Annotated in this window: 23 protein-coding genes; 19 read left to right on the plus strand and 4 right to left on the minus strand. The window is 69.0% G+C overall.

The features are described 5' to 3' along the window. Positions 1-58 precede the first annotated feature (58 nt). The 6 genes from QP939_RS26320 (at position 59) to QP939_RS26345 (ending at position 3,724) form a co-directional block, all read left to right on the plus strand. Positions 59-1,278, plus strand: a protein-coding gene (locus QP939_RS26320; protein WP_434219583.1) for an IS3 family transposase whose coding sequence is annotated in 2 segments (ribosomal slippage) — positions 59-341 and positions 341-1,278 — 1,221 coding nt in all. Because the reading frame shifts where the segments join, the coding sequence is not laid out codon by codon here. An 85-nt stretch (positions 1,279-1,363) separates the two neighbouring features. Next, positions 1,364-2,143 carry a hypothetical protein gene (locus QP939_RS26325; protein WP_285459572.1) on the plus strand — a complete coding sequence of 260 codons (780 nt, stop codon included), beginning with the start codon at positions 1,364-1,366 and terminating at the stop codon, positions 2,141-2,143. After that, entirely contained in the window at positions 2,131-2,577 is a 447-nt protein-coding gene (locus QP939_RS26330; protein WP_285459573.1) for a hypothetical protein, read from the plus strand. Before QP939_RS26325 ends, QP939_RS26330 begins: the two co-directional genes overlap by 13 nt. 52 nt (positions 2,578-2,629) lie before the next feature. Then, positions 2,630-2,956 (plus strand): hypothetical protein, encoded by a 327-nt coding sequence (locus QP939_RS26335; RefSeq protein ID WP_285459575.1) that lies wholly within the window; start codon positions 2,630-2,632, stop codon positions 2,954-2,956. A 61-nt stretch (positions 2,957-3,017) separates the two neighbouring features. Next, positions 3,018-3,251, plus strand: coding sequence for a hypothetical protein (locus tag QP939_RS26340; protein WP_285459577.1), 234 nt, complete (start codon positions 3,018-3,020; stop codon positions 3,249-3,251). Next, positions 3,248-3,724: a hypothetical protein gene (locus QP939_RS26345; RefSeq protein WP_285459579.1), complete on the plus strand. Its 477-nt coding sequence runs from the start codon at positions 3,248-3,250 to the stop codon at positions 3,722-3,724. Before QP939_RS26340 ends, QP939_RS26345 begins: the two co-directional genes overlap by 4 nt. On the opposite strand, the gene QP939_RS26350 is transcribed toward QP939_RS26345, so the two are convergent. Next, a complete protein-coding gene (locus QP939_RS26350; protein WP_285459580.1) occupies positions 3,684-4,679 on the minus strand; it encodes a hypothetical protein in 996 nt (331 codons plus the stop codon). The genes QP939_RS26345 and QP939_RS26350 overlap by 41 nt on opposite strands. Before the next feature lie 158 nt (positions 4,680-4,837). Between QP939_RS26350 and QP939_RS26355 the strand changes: the two genes are divergently transcribed. Further along, positions 4,838-5,707 (plus strand): N-6 DNA methylase, encoded by an 870-nt coding sequence (locus QP939_RS26355; protein ID WP_285459582.1) that lies wholly within the window; start codon positions 4,838-4,840, stop codon positions 5,705-5,707. Between the two features lie 73 nt (positions 5,708-5,780). Continuing rightward, complete coding sequence (locus tag QP939_RS26360; RefSeq protein WP_285459584.1) at positions 5,781-6,065, plus strand: hypothetical protein; 285 nt, start codon at positions 5,781-5,783, stop codon at positions 6,063-6,065. Between the two features lie 602 nt (positions 6,066-6,667). Here the strand turns inward: QP939_RS26360 and QP939_RS26365 are convergent. Continuing rightward, the gene (locus QP939_RS26365) at positions 6,668-8,398 is read right to left on the minus strand and encodes a DUF4209 domain-containing protein (RefSeq protein WP_285459586.1); all 1,731 of its coding nucleotides are present in this window, start codon (positions 8,396-8,398) and stop codon (positions 6,668-6,670) included. A 155-nt stretch (positions 8,399-8,553) separates the two neighbouring features. Between QP939_RS26365 and QP939_RS26370 the strand changes: the two genes are divergently transcribed. Further along, positions 8,554-9,153 (plus strand): MFS transporter, encoded by a 600-nt coding sequence (locus QP939_RS26370; protein ID WP_285448799.1) that lies wholly within the window; start codon positions 8,554-8,556, stop codon positions 9,151-9,153. A 378-nt stretch (positions 9,154-9,531) separates the two neighbouring features. Here QP939_RS26370 and QP939_RS26375 read toward each other — a convergent pair whose 3' ends face one another. Continuing rightward, positions 9,532-10,029, minus strand: coding sequence for a ferritin family protein (locus QP939_RS26375; protein ID WP_285448800.1), 498 nt, complete (start codon positions 10,027-10,029; stop codon positions 9,532-9,534). Positions 10,030-10,646: 617 nt separating this feature from the next. Then, the gene (locus tag QP939_RS26380; RefSeq protein WP_285448801.1) at positions 10,647-11,912 is read right to left on the minus strand and encodes a sensor histidine kinase; all 1,266 of its coding nucleotides are present in this window, start codon (positions 11,910-11,912) and stop codon (positions 10,647-10,649) included. Between the two features lie 74 nt (positions 11,913-11,986). Here QP939_RS26380 and QP939_RS26385 point away from each other — a divergent pair, with 74 nt between their 5' ends. The 10 genes from QP939_RS26385 to QP939_RS26430 all read left to right on the plus strand — a co-directional run bounded on the left by QP939_RS26385 (position 11,987) and on the right by QP939_RS26430 (position 22,261). Further along, on the plus strand, positions 11,987-12,658 hold the full coding sequence (locus QP939_RS26385) for a response regulator transcription factor (RefSeq protein ID WP_285448803.1): 672 nt from the start codon (positions 11,987-11,989) through the stop codon (positions 12,656-12,658). A 263-nt stretch (positions 12,659-12,921) separates the two neighbouring features. Continuing rightward, positions 12,922-13,302 carry a hypothetical protein gene (locus QP939_RS26390; protein ID WP_285448805.1) on the plus strand — a complete coding sequence of 127 codons (381 nt, stop codon included), beginning with the start codon at positions 12,922-12,924 and terminating at the stop codon, positions 13,300-13,302. After that, positions 13,299-14,117: an MlaE family ABC transporter permease gene (locus QP939_RS26395; protein WP_285448806.1), complete on the plus strand. Its 819-nt coding sequence runs from the start codon at positions 13,299-13,301 to the stop codon at positions 14,115-14,117. Before QP939_RS26390 ends, QP939_RS26395 begins: the two co-directional genes overlap by 4 nt. A gap of 10 nt (positions 14,118-14,127) precedes the next feature. Beyond that, entirely contained in the window at positions 14,128-14,967 is an 840-nt protein-coding gene (locus QP939_RS26400) for an ABC transporter permease (protein ID WP_285448807.1), read from the plus strand. A 13-nt stretch (positions 14,968-14,980) separates the two neighbouring features. Continuing rightward, complete coding sequence (locus tag QP939_RS26405; RefSeq protein WP_285448808.1) at positions 14,981-15,784, plus strand: ABC transporter ATP-binding protein; 804 nt, start codon at positions 14,981-14,983, stop codon at positions 15,782-15,784. A 4-nt stretch (positions 15,785-15,788) separates the two neighbouring features. Continuing rightward, entirely contained in the window at positions 15,789-17,018 is a 1,230-nt protein-coding gene (locus QP939_RS26410) for an MlaD family protein (protein ID WP_285448809.1), read from the plus strand. Further along, positions 17,015-18,385, plus strand: a complete 1,371-nt coding sequence (locus tag QP939_RS26415; RefSeq protein ID WP_285448810.1) for an MlaD family protein — start codon at positions 17,015-17,017, stop codon at positions 18,383-18,385. Before QP939_RS26410 ends, QP939_RS26415 begins: the two co-directional genes overlap by 4 nt. Then, positions 18,385-19,671, plus strand: coding sequence for an MlaD family protein (locus QP939_RS26420; RefSeq protein ID WP_285448811.1), 1,287 nt, complete (start codon positions 18,385-18,387; stop codon positions 19,669-19,671). The genes QP939_RS26415 and QP939_RS26420 overlap by 1 nt, the downstream gene beginning before the upstream one ends. Beyond that, a complete protein-coding gene (locus tag QP939_RS26425) occupies positions 19,668-21,002 on the plus strand; it encodes an MlaD family protein (RefSeq protein ID WP_285448812.1) in 1,335 nt (444 codons plus the stop codon). The genes QP939_RS26420 and QP939_RS26425 overlap by 4 nt, the downstream gene beginning before the upstream one ends. After that, complete coding sequence (locus QP939_RS26430; protein WP_285448813.1) at positions 20,999-22,261, plus strand: MlaD family protein; 1,263 nt, start codon at positions 20,999-21,001, stop codon at positions 22,259-22,261. The genes QP939_RS26425 and QP939_RS26430 overlap by 4 nt, the downstream gene beginning before the upstream one ends. The last annotated feature ends 4 nt before the right edge of the window (positions 22,262-22,265 follow it).

Genomic DNA, 22,265 nt, shown 5'->3' on the forward strand with positions numbered 1-22,265 from the left:
CTGACATGGACCGCCCCGGGTTGGTTGGAGGCTCTGATACCTGGAAAGGTGAGGAGCTATGGCACCACCGAGGAAATACTCGTCTGAGCTGCGGGAACGTGCGGTCCGGATGGTCTTTGAGCTACGTGAGCAGGGCGAGCGGACGGGTGTGATCGCTCGGGTCGCTGACCAGCTTGGTGTGCATCGGGAGGCGTTGCGGACCTGGGTGCGGCAGGCCGAGGTCGATGGTGGGAAGCGGCCCGGTACGTCGACAAGTGATATCCAGCGGATCGCTGAGCTGGAGCGGGAGAATCGTGAACTGCGACGGGCGAACGAGATCCTGAAGGCCGCGTCGGCGTTTTTCGCCCGGGAACTCGACCCGAAACCGCCGCGCTAGTCGAGTTCATCGATACCCACCGGGATCAGTTCGGTGTCGAGCCGATCTGTGCCGTGCTGGAGGTGTCGCCGTCGACGTATTGGGCGGCGAAGAAACGGGAGTCGGCCCCGTCTGCTCGCGCGGTCCGGGACGAATGGCTGAAGAAGGAGATTCTGCGGGTGTGGCATGGGCCGGGGCGTGGCCTGTACGGGGCACGGAAGGTATGGCGCCAGCTCGGTCGGGACGGTGTCGAGGTGGCGCGGTGCACGGTCGAGCGGCTGATGCGCGAGCTGGGTATCAGCGGGGTGACTGCGCCCCGTAAGCGGCCACGGACCACCATCCCGGCTGCGGACAGGCCAGGTGACCTGCTTGAACGTGACTTCACCGCGGACGCGCCGGACCAGCGGTGGGTCGCCGACATCACCTACGTCGCCACCGCGGCCGGCTGGGCGTACACCGCGTTCGTCCAGGACCTGTACTCCCGGCGGATCCTCGGCTGGCAGGTCGCCGATCACCTGGGTGCCGACCTCGCGCTCGACGCTCTGGAGATGGCAATCTGGGCACGTGGAGGCAGTTCCGGAGGCGGTATTGACGGTCTTGTTCACCATTCCGATAGAGGCGTTCAATATACCTCCATTCGCTACGCCGAGCGGCTTGATCAGATCGGCGCGGCGCGTTCGGTGGGCAGCACAGGAGATTCCTATGACAATGCCGCAGCCGAATCGCTCAACAGTCTCTACAAGAAGGAGCTCATCGACTACCGAGGCGACTGGGAGAACACCACGGACGTGACGCTGGCCACCATGGAATGGGTTGCCTGGTACAACAGGGAACGGCTACATTCTTTCTGCGGGAACACCCCTCCGGCTGAGTACGAGGAGACGTTCCGCGCCACGGCCACTGAGTCTGGCGCAGTGGTCTAGAACCAACTCAACCGGCCTCCAACATCACCGGGGCGGTCCAGTCAGGCAGGAAATCTTCCACGAGCGCGCTCACGAAGCCATCGGCATGACCGAACCACAGCTGGTCCGGTTCGCCAAGGACATCCAACTGGAAGCCCACACCCGCGCGCTGCCCGCGAAGGTGCAGGTTCTGCGCGACGCGGTCGCCAAGGCCACGGGTTTCGCCGATGGTGCTGCCCTCGCCGCGAGCCCTGGCTACAGCCCGGTGCCCCGGCGATCCGCGGGCTGGCTCACCTGGACACGATTCGACGTCGGCAACTCGCTCGGCAAGCTCACCAAGGCGTTCGGCAGTCAGTCGCTGGTGCACCGGACTTCGTTCAACGGGCTCAAGGCGATGCTGGCCACCGGCGTCCTCGCTTCCACCGAGCGCCGCACGACGATGGGGATCCACCAGGACGTGGGCACGAGCGAATCCGTGGACAAGCTGACCGGCGGGGCGAGTTCGGTGTTCCTGCGTGTCTGGCCGTCCAATTCGGCGCCCTCGGAGCCGTTCGGGCTGGTCTGGGACCAGCCCGAACGGCTCCTAGCGCGCGCCGACTACTACGGCGCCAACGGCGATACTTTCGGTGCGGTCAACCCGGTCAAGGTCGACCAGTACGGTGCCAAGTCGACCAGGAACCCCTACAAGATCGCGAAGTTCACCAGTTCGAGCAACGAGGTGATGTTCGCCGACGGCATCGACCTGCTCGGTGACGAGGGGCCCAGCCGCATCTTCTGCGCGAACGGGACCCAGTGCGACGAGCTGCGGAACATGCTGCAGGCCAAGGGCGTGTCCACCATCGCCGGCAAGCCGATCGAGGAGGTCGTCGCGGTATGGAAGAGTTGAGCGCCGACCAGGTCTGGGCGTTGCTGGACGATCTGCTCGTCGGGCGAGGAGAAGAGGATGACGATGATCTACCGGGCGCTGAACTGGTCGTGTCCGAGGCAGGTCGCGAGGTGTTCCGCGCGGCGCTCGCGCGCCACGCTCGTCGTGATGACGCCGACCCTGCGGTGATCTGGGTTCGCCCGCTCGTCGCTTCCGGCGTCTTCCAGCACGGCTTGTCGGTGTTCGACCTGTCGATCGCTCGTCGGCGTGCGCTGCACGTCACGGCGGCGCGCGTCACCGACGGTGGCCTGGACCTCGATCTGACCACCGGGCAGCACGCACGCATCCAGCCCGCTCGTGGTGCTCAACTCGCCGTGCTGCAGGACTTCGACACCTGGACGACCACGCTGACGGCCGAACAACGATCCGAGGCGTCTGCGCTCGACAGCGACTGAATCTCGCACGCCGGGTTTCGCCGTGTCTTCACCGACGAGGCGGTGAGGCCACATGCGACAAGTCGGCAATGCGGTACCGGAACTCCGAGCCGTCGAATGGGTCACCCACCACGACGAAGCCCACGGCCACCTGCTCGTCCACGGCCGGACCATCGACGAGATCGTCGCGCTCGCGAAGACGGCGGTCGGAGCCGGACAGACCCGTCTGAAGATCCACCTCGGCTGGTGGCGCACGGAACCGTGTCGCCGCCGACCGACCCTCGCCAGCTCGAACCACCCCCGGTGGCACTACCGCCCGGCCGCGGCGACCGATGCCGGTGCCTGGCGAGGCGCGGAAGTCCGGCTCACTCTGCGGCTCCCCGCGTCCGGACGAGCCTGAATCAACGAACACCGCGGCCACCGTGTCTCCGACGCGAGAGCCATCGACGCCGGGAGACGACATGGACGAGTACACCGAGAACGACCTCGACTACGCCGCCGGCTGTGCCGCCCAGCGCTACGACCTCGACATCGATGAGGCACGCGAGATGGTCGAATTGGTCGCCGGCGCACTCGGCGACGGCGGCGAAGCGGTCGACGATGCCGCCTGGGACGTGCAGGACCGCGACCCGGGCATCGACGGCCAGGACTTCGTCGACGGTGTCGCGACGGATCTCGGCTACGACCTGCCATGACGACCGGTCCGGGCGCCTGGGCGGAGAACTACCTGATCTTGCAACGCAAGGGGCAGCTTTTCCCGGCGATCACCGTCGCTGCCCACCGGCTGCGCCGCCTGCCCGTCTGGCGTGACCGAGCACCGATCGATCCGGCCCCGCTGTTCGACGCGATCGAGGACGCCGTTGTCCAGGCCACGTTCTTCTGCAACGAGGCCCTCAATGCCGCGCTGGAAGCCGTGTTCGGCGCGGCGCGATCTCTAGTGGACGGCGTCCGGACCATTCAGGACACGAGCCGTCCTGGCTTCGGAGGCACCGTGCACGACCAGCATCGCGCTGACGATGATGCCGCGCGGCAGCGCCTCGATCACGCGATCGCAGCGTTCGTGGCCGCGGCGCGCAATGACCTGCGTATCGACGGCGCCTGGCGAGGGATCGAACATGCTGAACCGATCAGCCCCGCGGACGATCGACGGGTGTGTCGACGAGATTGACCTTCTTGGTGATCCGGACCGGTGCGTCGATCGGGCCGCGCCAGTGACCGGCCACGGGCGTCAGCTTCCGCAACTGGCGGCCGGGTCCGTAGGCCTGGCGCCGGATGAACGGGGCAACGGGGAAGCGGACGCTCACCGTGCGTCCGGAGGGCTCTTCGCGCGTTGCGGACTTCGACGCGGCTCGGTGTCGCACCGAAACCACGCGGACTGGTGATGCGGCGTGCCCCGCGCGCTCGGCGCGGTGGCGTTGAGCGCGGGGGAGGTGTTCCTCTGTGGCCTCGGTGAGGGTGTTGGGCGAGCAGAAGATCCAGCCAGCGTGGATGGTCTGCAGCCACGTCAGCGTGGTTTCGGCGGCCGCGATGGTGTCAGGGCTGATCGTCCGGACGCGGGGGGCCGACTTGTCGATCGTCGGCGGCGTCGCGCCCCACGGAAGATAGATCTCGTTGTCCCACGTCAATTCGGCGTACCGCAGCCGTGCCAGGATCTCGGCTTCGCGCTGCGAGACACCCTCGTCGTCGCGGATTCCCTTCATGGCCGCCGCGAAGTCCGTGGCACTCCAGAAACTCACCCATAGCCCGCCGGTCCGGCTGGTGACCAGACCGGTTCCGCCCCACGAAGCCGCCACGATGTCGATCCGCTTGCCGTCCGCGCGGGTGTACTCGGTCATCGGCTCGGCGAACAACATGAACCCCGTCGGCGCGGGCAGGTCCTGCGGCTGGATGTCCCACTTGTCCCGCAAACTTGGTGCCGCCTGCCGGACAAGCTTCGTGATGTCGGTCGTGACGTAGAACAGCCGCGCATGGCAGAGCCGCTTGTATTCGTCAGCCAGGAGGAGCGCGGCACCGACCTCGGGAGCGGCATCCGGCCGGAGGGTACCGCGGCCCCTCAGCAACGCGTCCATGGTGAACACGTAGGCGGGTTCGCTCTGCAGATAGTCGGTCAGGTGCTCGCGCACGCCCGGTAGCTCGCGGGGGAGTGGTGGCTGCCAGTGGGCTGGAGTGGGCTTCGAGGCCATGAACGACTCCTCGGAATCAAACCTTGCGAACTTCGTACTCGCGGTTTACGGTAAGCAAACATCGAGCACTAAGTCAACAAGGTTTTTCGGGAGGCATGATGAGTGAGCGGAACCACGGAGGCGTCGGATCTTCAGGCAACACGCCGATCAACGCGGAGGTGCACGCCCTGAAGATCGCTGTCGAGGTCGCCTCGGCCTGGTACAAGGGCAGAGGTATCGATGGCCCGGAGGTAGCGCTCGGCACTGTCGCCACGATCGCGACGGCCGGGCTGCTTGTTGATCGCCCGGAGCGGCTGGCTGCCGGAATGAAATCGGCGACGCCGGAGGGTTTTGTCGACATCGCGCGCCAGGTCTGGGCGGCGACGATCATGCGTCGCCCTGACGTGGCCCAGTGGGTGCATCCACTGCTGTACTGGCTGTTCACCGACATCGGGGCTCGAGGGCGCGAGCAGGTCAAGCGGACCGCGGACGCCGCCCTGAACGCGGGGCAGCTCGAATTGACCGCCACCGAACGCCGATTCGACTGCGATCTCCTCGGTCCAGTCCTCGGCGCGTTGCGGTCACGGACCGAGACGCGGGTGAACGCACAGATGTACACCCCGGGCGACATCGCCAGTGCCCTGATCGCGGTCACGCTCGGCGACCTCAAGCCAGGCCAGACGTTCTGTGACGACACCGTCGGCACCGGTGGACTCTTCCGAGTCGCAGCCCAAGTCGTCCGCAGCCGCGGCGTCGACCCGGCCGACATGCTGTGGTTCGGTGCCGACGTCGACGAACTCGCCGTGGCAGCGACCGCGGTCAACGGCCTGATCTGGGGGCTCGGTCCGCGGGTCTTCCTTCACGTCGGAGAGATCCTCGCCGATCCGAACTGGGCCGACAAGGCGTCCCGGCGCCGAGCGGTGTTCCTCGGCCAGATCGAACGCCTGAACGCTGGGATGGCTGCCTTGGACTTCCTCAAGAACCTCTGAGCGCGGCGGCGTCGCCGACGCGCCGCGACGCCGAATGCTGCCACCAGCTGGTCTTCCCTGCTAGCTTTCGGGCGTGGAGCACGCTGAGCGGAGGATCGCCGACGGCCCGGCCGCACCGCCGGGCACGACCTTCCGCTACGTCGACATGGTCGAAATCGGGACCTGGTTCGACGTCGGCCATCGTGCTGTCGCGACTTGGCGCTCGCGTTACGCGGACTCGCATCCCTTCCCCGAGCCTGACGTGGTGATCGGCCGGACGCCCGGCTGGTCCCGCGAGCGCAGGGCCGAGATCGAACTGTGGGAAGCGACCCGGCCCGGCCAAGGAGCGGGCGGAGGCCGTCCGCGCAAGTCGGAATGACCGGCGCCGCAGCACGCCGGACGCGGGATCGCCCGGCGGGTGGTGACGAATTTGAGAGTGCTCGGACTAGAGGCAAGCCATAATCCGGAGGTTTCTTGGTTCGAGTCCAAGCGGGAGAGCAAAGCCCAGGTCGACGACCTGGGCTTTTTTTGCTACCCCCTGAGTAGGGGTGATTTAGTGTCTATCTTGACCGTCGTCCAACACCGGGCGCCACGCTGCCGACAGCGTGCACCAGCAGACCCCACGGCGTGCCACTCAGCGACGTGGCCATGCCGAACCCCGGCTAAGCGGGGTCCGGTCCGTACGACGTTCTGTGACGCTTCCTACGCGGTACGGGGTGCTCAAAGGCTGAATCCGTCCCCGGCCCCGACGGGTGGCAGGTTCTTCCACTTCTTCGGCAGCAGGACGACGTCGTCCTCGGCAAGTACAAACTCTTGGATGAGCGGTTCACCGACTCGCTGCGTTATCCGCACGACGAGGCGGACTCGGCGCTGCTCGCTTTGGTCGGCCGTCTCCTGCGCCTCCGTGGCGGCGAGCGGTGGCCGCTGCCCGCGACGGAGCGAAGGCCGCGGTCGGTCCGCATGCACGGCCTGGGACAGTGCTTATTCGACCTCTGGAGCCGGCGGCTCGTCCGCGCGTGGGACGAGGTTGGCGACGTAGAGCGCCGCCTGGATCAGCAGTGCGGCCATGGGCGCGGAAACCTCGTCGACGAACCCGTGCGCCAGCTCGTTCCGCAGATTCCACCCCGTCGGACCGGCGAGCAGTGTTGAGAGGTACCTGCCCCAGGACTCGTCCAAGCCGTGCTTGCCGAGCGTTGAGATCAGAGTCCCGAGTCCGACGTACTTCCCCGGTGTGTTCTTCCGCTGGGTCAGGTAGACCGGCTCGTCAATCGCCCTGGCGAGGGCGCGAAGCATCGTCTCGATCTTCGGTGCAAGGAGGTAAGCGCAGGCTTCGTAGTCTTGTCGCCAGTACCTCGTCAATGCGTCGGCCAAGACCCGGGGCATGTCCGGTGGCAGGAAGGTCCGTTCCGCGAAGAACTCCTCGACTTCCTCGCGGATCGGTTGGTGGACGAACCCGATCTCGTACAACGCCTTGGCGAACAGTGGCGCGTACAGCTGCATCCTGAAGAGTTCTACGTCGGCCAGACGCTGCTCTTCCTGGTCGTCCTCGTTCTGCGGTTCCCACCGCGGTAGCCCGTCGCCGCCGATCTTCGAGTGCGGAATCATCGAGTACAGCGATGCGTCCTTCTTGAGGGTCTCCACCTGAGCGCGGCTCTCGTCGATTCGGCCGGTCGGAGGCGTTCCCTGCTCGCCGTCCGCGAAGCGCGCGAGACACACGCGCCAGTCATCCCCCTGGGTGAAGTAGCCGATCCACTTGCTGATCTCCTCGCCGGGTATCTCAATGGGGACACGGAAAGTCTGCATCTCCAGGTCCTCGATACCGATCGCCTGCATGGCGGTGGTGGCCGTGGCGAGCAGGTCGATCTGCCCGTGGTCTCTGGCGTAGTCGACGGCCTTGGTGAGATATCCCAGCTTCTGCAGCCCGGCCGACGCCTCTGCGGCCTTGGTCCAAATCCCGACGATCTCCCGGTCGATCCGCTCCAACGCGTCCTTGTCGCCCTTCGCGAGGCGGCGCTGCACCATCGCCGTGTCGACCTCGACGTAAGGGTCGCCGGCGTAGCGTGCTCGTGCCTCCGTCAGGAGGTCGTCGACGCCGGTCGGTGGGTTCTTCTCCTCGACGAGGCGGCCGATCAGGCGAAGGAACACGCCGGGCTGCCAATCAGCGCTGTCCAGGGACTCGCGCGCATTGGCGATGATCTGCTTCACCGCGTCGTCCGCGAGGTCGTTGCGGTTCATCTGCCGGGCGATGTCGAGTGCGCGGGCCAAGGCGCGTACGCGGTACAGCGACCCCCAGTTCCCCGCGCCCACCTCCACGTACCCTCGGCAGGCTTGCTCGGCGTGCTTGTGCTTGGGCTGCCTGCCGAGGGTGAAGAGGAGATCGTGCAGGCGCGCGCGAACCGGCGCGGATGCGGTGGCACCCACGACGTTCGCCCACAGGTCCGCGACGGACGTCGGCAGCTCCGCGACGGGCGTCAGCTGTGCGGCGTGGAACACGGGGTTGCTGTTCCCGTCGACGCGGTCCTGCAGGCGGAAGTCGAAGGCGATCGCGATAGCGTCGACGTCCGCGGCGGCGCGCTTGTCCGTGAGCGCGGAGGAGATTTCGTACCAGCCGCGCTTCGCGTCCGTGGCAGCGGTATCTGCGAGCGCGGCGAGTTCTGTGATCCTCCCTGGAGAAAGATCGAAATCCGACTCTTGCGGTGTCGTGCTGGACATCCAGCGGAGGCTACTCCCCAAGGGGCCGAAAACTCGCGGCTTTTCGGCCGCGGGTGGCGAGCTGCGAGTGGGCACTGAGAGTGACAGGGTGCTACGCGTCGGATCTGGTCCTCAGGGCAGAAGGTGCAAGGAGGTAGCCATGTCGTCGGCCAGCGGTGGCCGCCGGTGGTGGTGCGCAGTACTACCTGACGTCCGGGTACCTGCCGACGCTGCTCAGCGAGGTGGTCGGGGTCCCGGCCGGGCAGCGCGGCACCATCTTGCTGGTCAGCAGCGTCCTGGTTATCGGGGCCGCGATCGCCGCGGGTCACCTGAGTGAACGGCTCGGCCGCCGCCGGACCATGCTCGGGTTCGGCGTGGGCAACCTCGTCGCGTTGCCCTTGCTCACCTGGGGCATCGCCTCGGCCGGGGGAGGTCGCGGCGCCGTCGTGGCGCTGCTGTGCGTGGTCATGGTGATGCTGTCGAATGTCGCGTACGCGCCGCTGATGATCTTCCTCAACGAGCAGTACCCAACCGAGCTGCGCGCCCGGGGCACGGCGGTGAGCTGGAACCTCGGTTTCATGCTCGGCGGACTGATGCCGACCCTGTTCAGCTTGCTCAGCCCGGAGCTGTCGGACGTTCCTTCGCGGCTCGCGATCTTCTTGGTGGGTGCGACTTTGGTGTTCGTCATCGCGCTTTTGGCCAGCCCGGAAACCCGGGGCGCGCTCGATCGCGACCGCGGCACCCGCACCGTCGCGGACGACGCCACCCGCGCTTGAACGGCGGCTGGTCGGCTCTGGCGGCTTCGTCGGCTAGAACAGCAGGCTCCGGTACGGCGCCGCCGCGGGCAGCTCGGGCACTTTCGTGTGCCCGAGCTGCTCTGTGCTGTGTACCGCAGCGAAACCGCGGCTGCTGTCCCGAAGCCTTCGCCTCGACCGCGGCCGTCGCGGCGCGGCTCGACGTGAGCGACTCCGGCTGCGCGAAGTGCCGGGTGATCGCCGACCTGGCCGACTTCTGCGTCCTGGCGCGGATCGTGGTCAGGGCGCCGATCGCCCGGTCCATCCGCCCGCTCGCTCCCGGCGACCTGCCGGCTGGCGCACAGCTCGCTGCCCGACGAGGTGGACCTCGCCGGGCAGCGAGACGGTCGCCCCGCGGTTTCACACCGGACGCTTGAACGCGACGACGGCCCGGTGGTCGTCCTCCCCGTGCGAACGGCTCCCTTCCCGCTCGATCTCGCGCTCCAGGCGCATCGGCGCGTGGTCGTGGTCGATCTCCTCCACGCGGCGGCCACGCGCCCGCGAGACCGAGTCGAGGCGGCGGCCGACGTCGCTCAGCGCCGAACCCATCAGTCCTTGCATGCTGATCCCGAACGGCGCTCCCGGGCCGAACGGCGCCAGCAGTTCGCCGATCATCTCGGTGACGAGCGGCAGCAGCTCCTGCGTGCGTTGCAGGACGATCGCCCAGTTCGCGTCGTCGGCCGCGACGTGCCGGCGGCAGGTGAACGTGCCCCACGCGATGTGACGGCGTTCGTCGGCGGCGATGTGCTCGACGATGCGGATGAGGCCGGGGAAGATGGCGCGGCTGCGGCAGATCCGTGCTGCGGCGGTGTAGCAGGTCAGGGCGAGGCAGCCTTCGACGATGTGGTTGTGGGTCACCGCGGCCCGGATCTGCGCGGTGGGCGAGTGGTCGTCGGTGAGGGCGTACAGCGACCAGGAGAAGCTCTTCCAGGAAGGTCCGGCGGCGGACGTCCCCGGTCTCGGTGAACCACGGCAGGGAGTCGCTCATCCCGACCGCGTCGAACCACGTGCGGAGCGCCTGGGTGTGCTGCGCCTCTTCGAACACGAGCTGCGTCAGGTACGTCGCGTCGTCCCGCCGGTTCTCGGTGGCCATCGCCGTCACGAGCGGCTGCAGGTCCTGGGGCGCCGACTCGCCGATCGAGATGAGGTTCGCCACGAACAGGCAGGTCAGGCGCCGCTCGCGGGGGGACAGCGTGGCGAAGTCGGCTGCATCGTCGGCGAGGTCGATGTCGTCGGGGTTCCAGAACGTCGCGTTGCCGTCGCGGAACAGCTGCCGGGGGACTGGGTCTGGCCGCCGCCCGGTGCGGGCTTCGCCGCCGAACCCGGGGTGGCGGCTGGGCTCGATGGCGCGGGTGAGGGACATGGCCACTCCAGGTGTCCGGGTGCTCTGGCCGCCAGGATCACCTGTCCGGGGCGGTGTAGGAATGGTCCGCGCGCGCCACGGCTGGCCCGCGAGGGCCAAACTTCCGGCCCGCTCAGTCGGCCGGGATCTCCACCTCGGCGACAAGGCCGCCGCCGGGGCGGTTCCGGAAGCCGACCCGGCCGCCGAGGGCCTGCACGATCTGGTCGACGATCCAGAGGCCGAGGCCGGCCGTGCCGCGGTTCGACCCGGCCGCGGTGAACTTGCCGGTCAGCTTCGCGAGGTTGCCGGCGTCCACCCCGGAGCCGCGGTCGAGCACCCGCAGCCGCAGCAGGCCGCCGGTGACTTCGGCCTCGACGTCGACGGGCTTGCCTTCGCCGTGGCGGGCCGCGTTCTCGAGCAGGTTCGTGAGCACGCGCCGGAACCGCTGGGGGTCGGTTTTGACGGTCAGAGCGTCGTCGAAGGACAACCGCAGCCGGGGTGGCTGGAGTCCGGCCGCGTCGGCGGAGGCCAGTACCAGGGCCCGCAGCTCCACCGGCCGGGGCCGGCCGGTGCCGAACGCCGGGCGGCGGCTCGCCGCGACGTCGCCCAGGGCGTCGAGCATGTCGGAGAGGTGGTTCGCGTGCTCGGCGATCAGCCGGTTGCCCGTTTCGCGGTCGGCCGGGGTGAGCGCGCCGTCCTCGGCGAGCCCCCGGGCCAGCGCGCGGAGCGAGATCACCGGGGTGCGGAACTCGTGCAGTACGACAGCGAGGCCGCCCTGCTGGGACTGGTAGGACTCGAGGAGTCGCCGCCGCAGGTCGCGTTCCTCCTCGGCCGCGGCGTGCTCGGCCATCGCCTCGACCCGGGCGGCGATCCCGGCCTCCCGCTCGCGGTCGACCAGCCGGGACAGGCTCGCGCCGAGCAGGCCGGTGAGCAGCAGGTAGCCCGTCCACCAGAGGCCTTGGAACCAGCGTTCCCGCCACGACGTGAACTCCGGGTCGACGAAGAGCACCACGGCCAGGTAGGCGACGCCGAGTCCTAGGGCGAGGGCCATGGTCGGGCCGAGGGGCAGGCGGATGGCCGCGGCGGTGATGACGAGCACGAGGATCGCGACCGCCGGGCTGGTCGCCGCGCCGGTCATGGCGATGGTGAGCAGGGTGAAAGTCGCGTCGAGGACGGTGAGCAGCCAGGCGGCCGGCCGGGTGTACAGCTCCCAGCGCGGGTTCACCGCGACGACGGCGGCGTAGCCGGACGCGACGGAAAGGGTCACGACGACCCACGGCAGGTGCCGCCGGACGTCGTCGCCGCCGGTGACCAGCAGCAGCACCATCGACAGGGCGACCGCGAGCCGCACGGTGACCATCACTCGGGCGACCGACAGCGCACCCGGCACGGTTGGCACGTCAGCCCTCCTTGTGACTCACTGTGATCGCCGCGGCCGATTTGGTGGCGGAACGTACCTGCCATACTAGGCCCGTGAATGATCGGCGCCTGGTGGTCGTGGTCGTGGACGATCACGAGCTGTTCGCCCGAGGGCTGGCGCTGCTGCTGACGACCAACGCCGGTGACCGCTTCGAGGTGGGCGGCACCACCACGCACGTCGAGGAGGCGCCCGCGCTGGTCGAGTCCTGCGGCGCCGATCTCGCGCTCGTCGATCTGGCCATGCCGCCGCTGGGCGGGGCGGCCGCGATCCGCCAGATCAAGCGGCGCCGGCCGGCCACCCGCGTGCTCGCACTGTCCGGATCGGACGATCTGGAACTCGCCGAGCAAGCCCTGCGCGCCGGCGCGGACGGCTACCTCACCAAGTCGGCGGACCCGGAGGTCCTCGTCGCGCCGTTGCTGACCGTGGCCGCCGGGTTTCGGGTCCTCGAAGGCGAGCTGCTCGACGTGCTGCTGACTACGACCCGCAAGCCGCCGGAAACGCTGCTGGACACACTCGACTCCCAGGACTTGCGGCTGTGGGCGCTGCTCGCCCGCGGCCTGGAGACCCAGGACATCGCGAACCGGATGCTCGTCTCCGAGCGCACGGCCAAGCGCATGGTCGCGTCGTTGCTGAACCGGATCGGCGCCGCCAACCGGGTCGAAGCCGCCGGGTTGGCCGGTGCCTACGGTCTGCTCGACCACGACCCCGCGGACCGTCCACAGTAGATAGTCTGGCTTGGACGGCGCGCCGCCACGCCGACAACGTTGACAGACCGTTGTGGACGACGGGGCGTAGCTACCCCAACGAGTCATCCTTTTGCCGCCGGGTGGTGATGCGCGCGCGGTTCCGCGCGCCGCATCATTACCGACCATCGCAGTCCCGCGACGCGGCTTGACCGGATGCACGGTCGTGCCCGGAGAAGGAGTTGGGTGGAATGGTGAGCCGATCACGAGTCGGGCCGGTCGCGCGGTCCGGCACGCGGGTGACGATGTCCCGGGGCATCGACACCAAGGCGTGCGGCCGTGGCATCTGGCGTGGTTTCGTGGTTTTGGTGATCGGCGCCCTGCTCCAGCCGATCGCCGCGGCTGTCGCGCCGGCGGTCGGGGCGAGTTTCCTGCTGATCACCGCCGTCATCGCGTTCACCTTCGCCGGTTTTCGCACGGGTGAGACAGACCGGCCGATCGTCCAGGGAGCCGTGACCGCGATCGGCAGCTATGTTTTCGTGCTGCCACTGACTTTCCTCGCCTCGGGGGCGGTCGAGCCGCGGCAGGTGCTGGCCACCGCGGCCGTCGCCGTCACCGTCGGTGGGCTGGCCGGTTTGGCCGGTGACGTCATCCGCTCTCGCCGGAAGCGAGGCGAACAGGCGTGACCGCAACGAAACCCGTCCCCGCGCGCCGGTGGATCGCCGGGGTGCAGCGGCCGCTGGTCGAAGCCGGCGAAATCGTCCACCTGCTCGGCCGGGTGCTCTGGCTCGCGATCCGCCACCCGTTCGGGTACTGGGGCGAAGTCCGCGACCTGATGTTCGAGACGCTGCGACGGTGCTGGCTCCCGGTCATCATTTCCACGACCGCGCTCGGCTTCGCCGGCCCCGGCATGCAGGGTGGCAGCCTTTACAGCGTGCTCGGTATTCCCGACCGGCTCGGCTCCTTCCTGTTGATGGCCAGCGTTCGCGAGTTCGCGCCGTGGATCGACGCGATGATCGTCGCCGGGGTGATGGGCACGGCCATCGCCGCCGACCTCGGCGCGCGGCGGATCCGCGAGGAGATCGACGCCATGGAGGTCCTCGGCGTCGATCCCGTCCGGACCCTCGTGTTGCCGCGGATCGTCGCGGTCACCCTGATGACCGGCCTGCTCGAGGTGTTCGCGCTGGTGTGCGGGGTGATCGGTGGCTACATCGCGGCGGTGCCGATCTTCGGTGCCACCGGTGCGGCCTTCATCGGCAACTTCTGGTCCAACGCGACGACCACGGACATGTGGGGCAGCATCGTGAAGACCCTCGCCTTCGGGCTGATCCTGTCGGTCGTCTGCTGCTACAAGGGGCTGAACGCCCAAGGCGGCCCGATCGGAGTCGGCCGTGCCGTCAACCAGGCGGTGGTCATCTCGTTCGCCTCGATCTGGATCTTCAACTACGTCTACACGTCCGCGCTCCTCGGACTGAACCCCGACATGCAGGTCTTCAAGTGAGGGATGCGGAATGACCACACCGACGGGCCGTACCAAGACACCTGACGTCGTCATCACGTTCGGCGGGATGGCGGGGAAGCTGCGCGACGCCGTCGCGGTCGGCGGTGACATCATGAAGTTCGCCGGCCGAACGGTGCGCAGCCTGCCGGATCTGCGCCACCACGTCACAGAGGTGTTCGCCCAGGCGGGAATCCTGATCCTGTCGAGCGGAATCATCGTCTGGCTGATGCAGTTCGTGGTCGGCACGATGTGCGCGACCGAGGCCAGCTACACCCTCAAGCAGGTCGGTGCCCCGATCTATTCCGCGGTGTTCAACGACGTGTGCGGCCTCCGCGAAATGTCGGTCTACATGTGGGCCTACATCTTCGCGGCGAAGGTGGGGTGCGGGCTGGTCGCGGAAATCGGATCGATGCGCATCGCCGAGGAGATCGACGCGCTGGAAGTCCTGGGCATCAAATCGCGCAGCTACCTCGTCGGCACCCGGATCGCCGCCGCCTGGCTCTGCATGCCTTTCCTGTATATCGTCGGGCTGGGCCTGATGTTCATCTCGATGCGCCTGGTCACGGTCTACCAGCTGGGCACTGTTTCGAGTGGCGGATATTCGTTCGTCTTCTGGCTGTTCCAGAACCCCTACGACCTGATGGCCGCCATCTCGAAGATGATCGCGATGGGCACGATCATCATCTTCGTCGGCTGTTACTACGGGTACAACGCCTCCGGCGGTCCGGTCGGGGTCGGGAGAAACACGGCGAAATCGATGATGCTCAACATGGTGCTCATCCACGTCGTCGGGTTGCTCGGCACGTGGTTCTTCTGGGGCTCCTACCCGAACATGCCGATCGGCAACTGAACAAGGAGAACTCATGGTCACCGGGATGAACGGGACGGCCGCCGCGATCGGCTCACCGGAGCGGGTGCACACGATGGAGGTGCGGAACGTCCACAAGTCCTTCGGCAGCTTCGACGTGCTGAAGGGGCTCAACCTGGAATTCGCCGACAATGCGATCACCACCATTCTCGGCCCGTCCGGCACCGGGAAGAGCGTGCTCATCAAGCACCTCGTCGGCCTGCTCGAGCCGGACCAGGGCGAGGTGATGATCTTCGGGCGCGACATCTGGAAGATCGGCGAACGGGAGCGCTACGAACTGCGCAAGCGGTTCGGCGTTCTGTTCCAGGACGGCGCGCTGTTCGGGTCGATGAACATCTTCGACAACACCGCGTTCCCGCTGCGCAAGCACACCGACATGGGTGAGGACGAGATCGAGGCGATCGTCAACCAGCGGCTCAAGGAGGTCGGCCTGGAGCGGTCGTCCTACAAGTACCCCAACGAGGTCTCCGGCGGCATGCGCAAACGGGCCGGCTTCGCGCGGGCGCTGGTGATGAACCCCGATATCGTCCTGTTCGACGAGCCCGACTCGGGCCTCGACCCGGTCCGTACCAGCCTGCTCAACGACCTGATCCTCGACATGCACCAGGAGTACCGCGGGACCTACCTTCTGGTAACCCACGACATCCGCACCGCGCGCAAGGTCAGCGACTACGTCGGGGTCATCTGGAAGGGCCAGGTCGTCCACTACGGACCCACCGAGGAGGCCTTCAACTCCCCGGATCCGTTCGTCCGCCAGTTCCTCTCCGGCGACTCCGCCGGACCGCTGGGAATGGACTGAAACGATGCGCAGAATTCCGCTGTTCGTGCTGGGGGTGGCCGCGGTGGCCGCCGCCGCGCTGCTGATCGCCCCGGGCGACGAGGAGTACCCGGCGAACGTCGTGCTGCCGTCGGCGACCGGCCTGATCGCCGGCAGCAAGGTCCTCGTGGATGGTTTCGACGCGGGGGAAGTCGACGACGTGTCCATCAAGGACGGACGGGCGCAGGTCACCGTGCGGTTGACCAAGGACTTCGCGCCGCTGCACTCCGGTGCGTCGGCGGGCATCGTGTGGAAGGCCGTGCTCGGTGAGCGGCAGCTCGACGTCCGGGACGGTCCGAAGACGAACCCGGTCATCCCACCGGGCGGCATGCTGGACGGCAAGGTGTCCGATCCGGTGGAGATGGACAAGGTGCTGGCCGCGCTCGACCCTGCTACCCGCGGCCACCTCAGTTCGCTGGTCCAGGGACTGGACCGCACCGTCGGGGGCAACGAAACCGATCTGCGGAAGACCCTTCAGAAGGCGGGCCCGACGGTGGAAGCGCTCGGTGGGGTACTGCGCGCGGTCGGCTCGGACGGGCCCGCGATCAAGGAACTCGCCGGGCAGCTGAACGGCATGGTCACCACGCTGGTGAACCGGGATCAGCAGGTGCGCGCCATCGTTTCCGGGCTGTCCGGCGCGACCGCGGCGGCCGCGCAGCAGCGCGAACAGCTCCGCGCGGCGCTGCGGAAACTGCCCGGCACCCTCGGGACCGCGGACCGGACGCTGGCCGACGTGCCCGGCACGGTCGACAAAGCGGTGCCACTGCTGAACGACCTCCGCCCGGCGACCGACCGCCTGCCCGCCGTGGCCCGGACCCTGCGCCCGGTGCTCGCGGACCTCCGCCCGACCGTGGCGCAGCTGCGGCCCACCCTGGGGTCGCTCGGCACGCTGCTGCAGTTCACACCGGGCCTGCTCGACAGTGCCCACGGTGCGCTTCCGGGCACGGACTCGGCGGTGATGTCGCTGAAGCCCGCGCTGAGCTTCTTGCGGCCCTACACCCCCGAAGTAGTCGGGTGGTTGTCGAACTGGGGCTCCTCGGCCGCCAACTACGACAGCAACGGCCACTACATGCGGGTCAACATCCCGGCCGGCATCTCCAGCTTCGACAACAACCCTGGCGTCATGCCACCCGGGATGGCCAGTGATCCCTTCCCGGCGCCCGGCGCGATCGCCGGGCAGCCGTGGACCGACGCCTTCGGGAGCGGAGTCCGATGAGGCCACAGAGGAAGATCCAGGCCGTGCTGGCCACGGCCGCCGTGACGGCGGCCGTGGCGGGTGCCGCGGTCACGAACACCGACTCCGGCGCGCAGCCGGACAAGCTGACCATCGCCGCGGAGTTCGCCGACGCGAGCCCGCTGGTCGTCGGCAACGACGTGAAGGTCAAGGGCGTCACCGTCGGCGAGGTGGCCGGCATGAGCGTGCGCGACGCCAAGGCGATCGTCACCCTCAAGCTCGACGGGTCGGCGCTGCCACTGCACAAGGACGCCAGGGCGACCGTGAAGCCGGTCAGCCTGCTGGGCGAGCGTTTTGTCGACCTCGATCGCGGCACCGCCTCCGCGCCGCTGCTGAACGACGGTGACGTGCTGCCCATCAAGCAGACCGGCCAGGCGACCGACCTCGACCAGGTGCTCAACACGATCGACGACCCGACCGGTCAGTCGCTCGCCGCGCTGGTCACGATGCTGGGCCAGGGCATGCAGGGCAACGGCGCCAACGCGCAGGCCTCGATCAAGGCGCTCGCGTCGTCCATGCAGGACACCGACGGGCTGGTGAAGCTGCTCGGCCAGCAGAACCAGGTGCTCACCGATCTCGTCGACCACGTCCAGCCGGTCGCGAGCGCACTGGCCGCCGACAACGGAAAGACCTTGGGCGACCTCGTGGATTCCACCCGGCAGGTGCTCGGCGTCACGGCCAAGAACCAGGAGGGCCTCGCCGCCTCGCTCGCCGAACTGCCGGGAACCCTCTCCGCCGCGCGGGACACCCTCGCCGAGCTCACCGGAACGGCCAAGGCCACCACGCCCGTGCTCGAGGGGATGCGGCCGACGACCGACAACCTCTCCGCCGTCAGCGACGAACTGCGCAAGTTCAGCGAGTCGGCGGACCCGGCGCTGACGAGCGCGAAACCCGTCCTCGAACGCGCCGAGAAGCTGATGGACGCGGCGCGCCCGGTCGTCGAGGAGCTCCGGAAGGCAGGCCCCGGCCTGCGTGGCACCGCCGCCGGAGCGAACCCGCTCACCGCGCAGCTGACCGGCAACATCGAAAACGTCCTGAACTTCTTCCGGTTCTGGGCGATGTCGACCAACGGCTGGGACGGGCTTTCGCACTACTTCCGCGGCCAGGCGATCATCCACCCCGAGGAGATCACCGGGCTGCTGCCGTCCCTGACCGGGACGCCGCCCCCGCCGACGATTCCGGGCGGCGACAAGCAATCCCCTCGTTCGCCGATCCCCGGGCTCCCCGGCGCGCTCGGCTCGTCGGGCCTGCTCGACACGAACTCGCTCGCCGCGCCGGACGGCGGCGTGACCGGGCTCAACGAGCGCCAGGAAAGCGGCGTTCTCCAGTTCCTGCTCGGAGGTTCCTGATGGCCAAGCGCCGGTCGCGCAAGTTCCGCTCGGTGTCCACGGGCGCGGTGGTGCTGGTGGTGTTCGCGCTCGCGCTGCAGCTCGCGCTCACCGCGGACAAGGGGTTGCCCGGGGCGACCTACACCCTCGTCGACGCCGACGTCTCGGACGTCGGTGCGCTCCGCCCCGGAGACGACGTCCGGGTCGCCAGCGTCCGGGTCGGCCGCGTCAAGGACATCCGGCTGGTCGGCGGGAGCCCGCGGGTGACGCTCCAGCTCGACGGCACCCGGGAGATCTACCGGGACGCGGCCGCGGAGGCCAAGACCGTCACGGTGGCGTCCCGGTCCGCGCTGGGGCAGAAGTACATCGCGCTGACCCCGGGCACGCCCGGGGCGGGGAAGCTCGGCCCGGCGGAGGTGGTCCGGCAGAAGCGGACCGCGGGCTCGCAGGAGCTGAGCGACCTGCTGGACGTGCTCGACGCGCCGACGCGGAAGGCGCTCGGCTCGACCGTCCGGGAAGTGGGCGGCGGGGCCGGCGGGCACGCGCAGGACCTGCAGGACGCCCTCAAGGCCGCGCCGCGGATGCTGCCCGACCTCGCGACCGTCTCGAACGCCCTGTCGGCGAACGACGGAGCCGACCTTACCGCACTGCTGACCACGGCCGACCGGCTCTCGGCCCGGTTCACCGGGCGCCAGGAACAGCTGTCGGAACTGCTCGGCCGGCTGGACACGACGATGCGAGCCGTCGCGGTGGACGACGGAAAACCGCTCGACGACGTCGTCCAGCGCGCGCCCGGCACGCTGCAGGCCGCGCGTGCCGGCCTGCAGTCGCTGCAGGCGCCGCTCAAGGACCTGCACGCCGGCATGGCTCAGCTCGGGCCCGGCGCGCGTGCGCTCGGCCAGGCGACCCCGGACCTCCGCGGCGTGCTACGGGAAGCGGTACCGCCACTGGGAAAGGTGCCCGGTGTCGGCAAACAGGCCGAGCCCGCGCTGACGGACCTGACCAAGACCGTCGACGACGCCCGGCCGCTGGCGCCGCGGTTGACGCAGACGTTCGCCAGTGCCGACCAGTTCCTACGGGTGCTGGCGCCGTACGCCCCGGAAGTCAGCGGGTGGTTCACGAACTGGGCCGCCGCGCTCTCCCACGGTGACGCCAACGGCCACTTCCTGCGGCTCTACCTGCTGTTCAGTGAGGAGTCCGTGCTCGGGCAGGGCGGCCTGCGGGATCCGCTGGTCGCCAGGAACCCCTATCCCGCACCGGGTGAGGCGGCAACGGACGCCCGGAAGATCCCAGGAGGCAACCGGTGAAGGCGCTTCGACCCCGCTCCGGGCACCGGCGGCCGGTGTCCGCGTTCAAGCTCGGCGTCGTCGTGTTGGTGGTGACGTTGCTCGCCGGCTACGCGCTGCTGGAGAAGGACCGGGTCGCGACGGCCCTGCGGCCCGGTGACCTCGTCCGCGTCCAGCTCGCCCAGGACTACCACCTGCAGCCGTTCGTCTCCCAGGTCAAGATCGCCGGGGTCCCGGTGGGCGTGGTTTCCTCGGTCGACCGGTCCGATGACGGCTCGGCACTGGTCGAGCTGAAGGTGGACGACGGCGTCACGGACAAGCTCGGTGCCGCCCCGAGCGCCGCCCTGCGCCCGACCACGATCCTCGGCGGCAAGTACTACGTGGAGCTCGTCCCGGGCGGCGGCCGGACCACCTTCGCCGGCACCATCCCGGTCGAGCGGACCAAGACCCCGGTGGAATTGCAGCAGCTCGCGGACGCCCTGCAGCCCGACGCGGTGCAAGGCATCCGTTCCGCGACGCGGAACCTCGACGACACCCTCCGCGCCGGTGGCAAGTCCGCGATCGAGGATCTGCTCGCCGACGCGCCGGACACCCTCGACGCGACGACCCCGGTCCTGCAGGGCCTGCAGGGGGAGGACCCGCGCACCGACCTGCCGAACCTCGTGCACGGGTTCGAGTCGACCGCGCGCGTGCTGACCGAGCAGCCGGGGCAGCTCGATTCGATCGTGCAGAACCTGCAGCGAGTCACCTCGACGCTCGACCACCGGCGAGCCGACGTCGCCACCGCGATCGCCGGCCTGCCCCGGACCCTGGACAACGCGGACGACGGACTGACCCACCTCGGTGTCACGCTCGGCAAGCTGCGGGACACCGCGGACCCCGCGAGGCCGGTCGCGCGCGAGCTGGACGCGTTCCTGGCGCACGCCGAACCGGTGCTGGCCAGGACCCGGCCGCTGCTGACCGACGTGCGCGGCCTGCTCACCGACGCGCAGCCGCTGGTCGAGCAGCTCGTCCCGGCCGCGCAGGGCACCACGAAGGTCTTCGACGACGTCCGCGGGCCGGTGCTGGACCGCGTCAACGGCCCGATCATGAACATGGTGCTGTCGCCCTTCAAGGGCACCGGCATCTACGCCGGCGGTGGCTCGGACCAGCCGTTCTACAAAGAGGTCGGCTACATGTTCGCGACCATGGACCGCGCGTCCTCGCTCACCGACGCGAACGGCGTGGCCGTGGGTCTCCAGCCGGGCTTCGGCGGCGGCAGCATCGCCGGCACCCCGATCAACTTCGAGCAGCTGATGAACACCCTCGCCCACCTGCAGGGCGCCACCCCGGAGAACAGGAGCGGCCGATGAACGCGCACCCGGGCCGGGTCCGGCGGGCCTGGCAGCGGATCTCCAGCGAACCGCGGCTCAAGCGCAACGTCCTCGCCGTGGCCGCGCTGGTGACCGCGGGACTGGTGGCCGGTGGCTACATCCTGACGATGCAGCAGGTCCGCGTGCCTTGGGACGGCAAGACCCACTTCTCCGTCACCTTCGAGTCCGCGCCCGCGATCAACCCGTCGAGCAGGCAGGAAGTGCGGATCGCGGGCGTGGCGGTCGGCGACATCCGCGCGGCGAGCGTCGACGACCGCGGGCACGCGCGGCTCGAGCTGGCGATCGACAAAGGACACCAGGTCTACGACAACGCCCGTGTCCTGCTGCGCCCCAAGAGCCCGCTGAACGAGATGTACGTCGAGCTGAACCCCGGCGGCCCGCCCGGAAAGCCGCTGCCCGAGGACGGCGTCCTGCCGGTCGCCAACTCGGTGCGGCCGGTGCAGGTCGACGAAGCACTCGGGCACCTGGACACCAACACCCGGGCCGCGCTGACCACACTGCTGTCCGAATCGGACGTCGCGCTGGCCGGAGCGCCAGGGAACCTACCCAAGGGACTCGAGGCGACCGACCAGGTCGTGCGGGATCTCCGCCCCGTCGCGACGGCTCTGCAGACCCGCAAGGAAACGCTGCAGAAGCTCGTCACCGCGCTGGGGCAGATCGCCTCGGCGACCGGCGACGACGACCGGCGGCTCAGCGAGCTTGCAGGCTCCCTGCAGAAGACCCTGGAGACAGTGGGGCAGCGCAACGGCGACTTCGACGCCGCGCTCGCGCAGCTGCCGGACTTCACCCACCAGCTCGAGCAGGCCACCGGCAGCATCGGCGCGCTGAGCGCCCAGCTGGACCCGGTCCTGGACAAGCTGCGCGAGGCGAGCGGGACCCTGCCCGGCTCGCTGGAGAAGTTCACCGGCACGGTCGACAAGCTCGGGGAGACCGTCGACACCGCCCGGCCGGTGGTGGGCAAGGCCGTCCCCGTGGTGCACGACCTGCGTCCGTTCGTCGGCGATCTCAACGCCTCCCTCGGCGACCTGCACGACGTGACCGGACGGCTGGGCCCGATCACCACCGCGGTGCTGCCGTACCTGAACGACCTGGCCGCGTTCGTCACGAACTCGCGGTCGATCACGAGCCTGCGCGACGGAACCGGTGGGGCGTACCGCGCCATCGCCCAGCTCTCGCCGGAAAGCGTCACGGGCCTGCTGCCGCTGCTGCCCGCCCTGCAAGCCGCCGCCGCGCGATAGAGGG

Origin of the sequence: Amycolatopsis nalaikhensis (assembly GCF_030264295.1) — a bacterium.
Classification (GTDB): Bacteria; Actinomycetota; Actinomycetes; order Mycobacteriales; family Pseudonocardiaceae; genus Amycolatopsis; species Amycolatopsis nalaikhensis.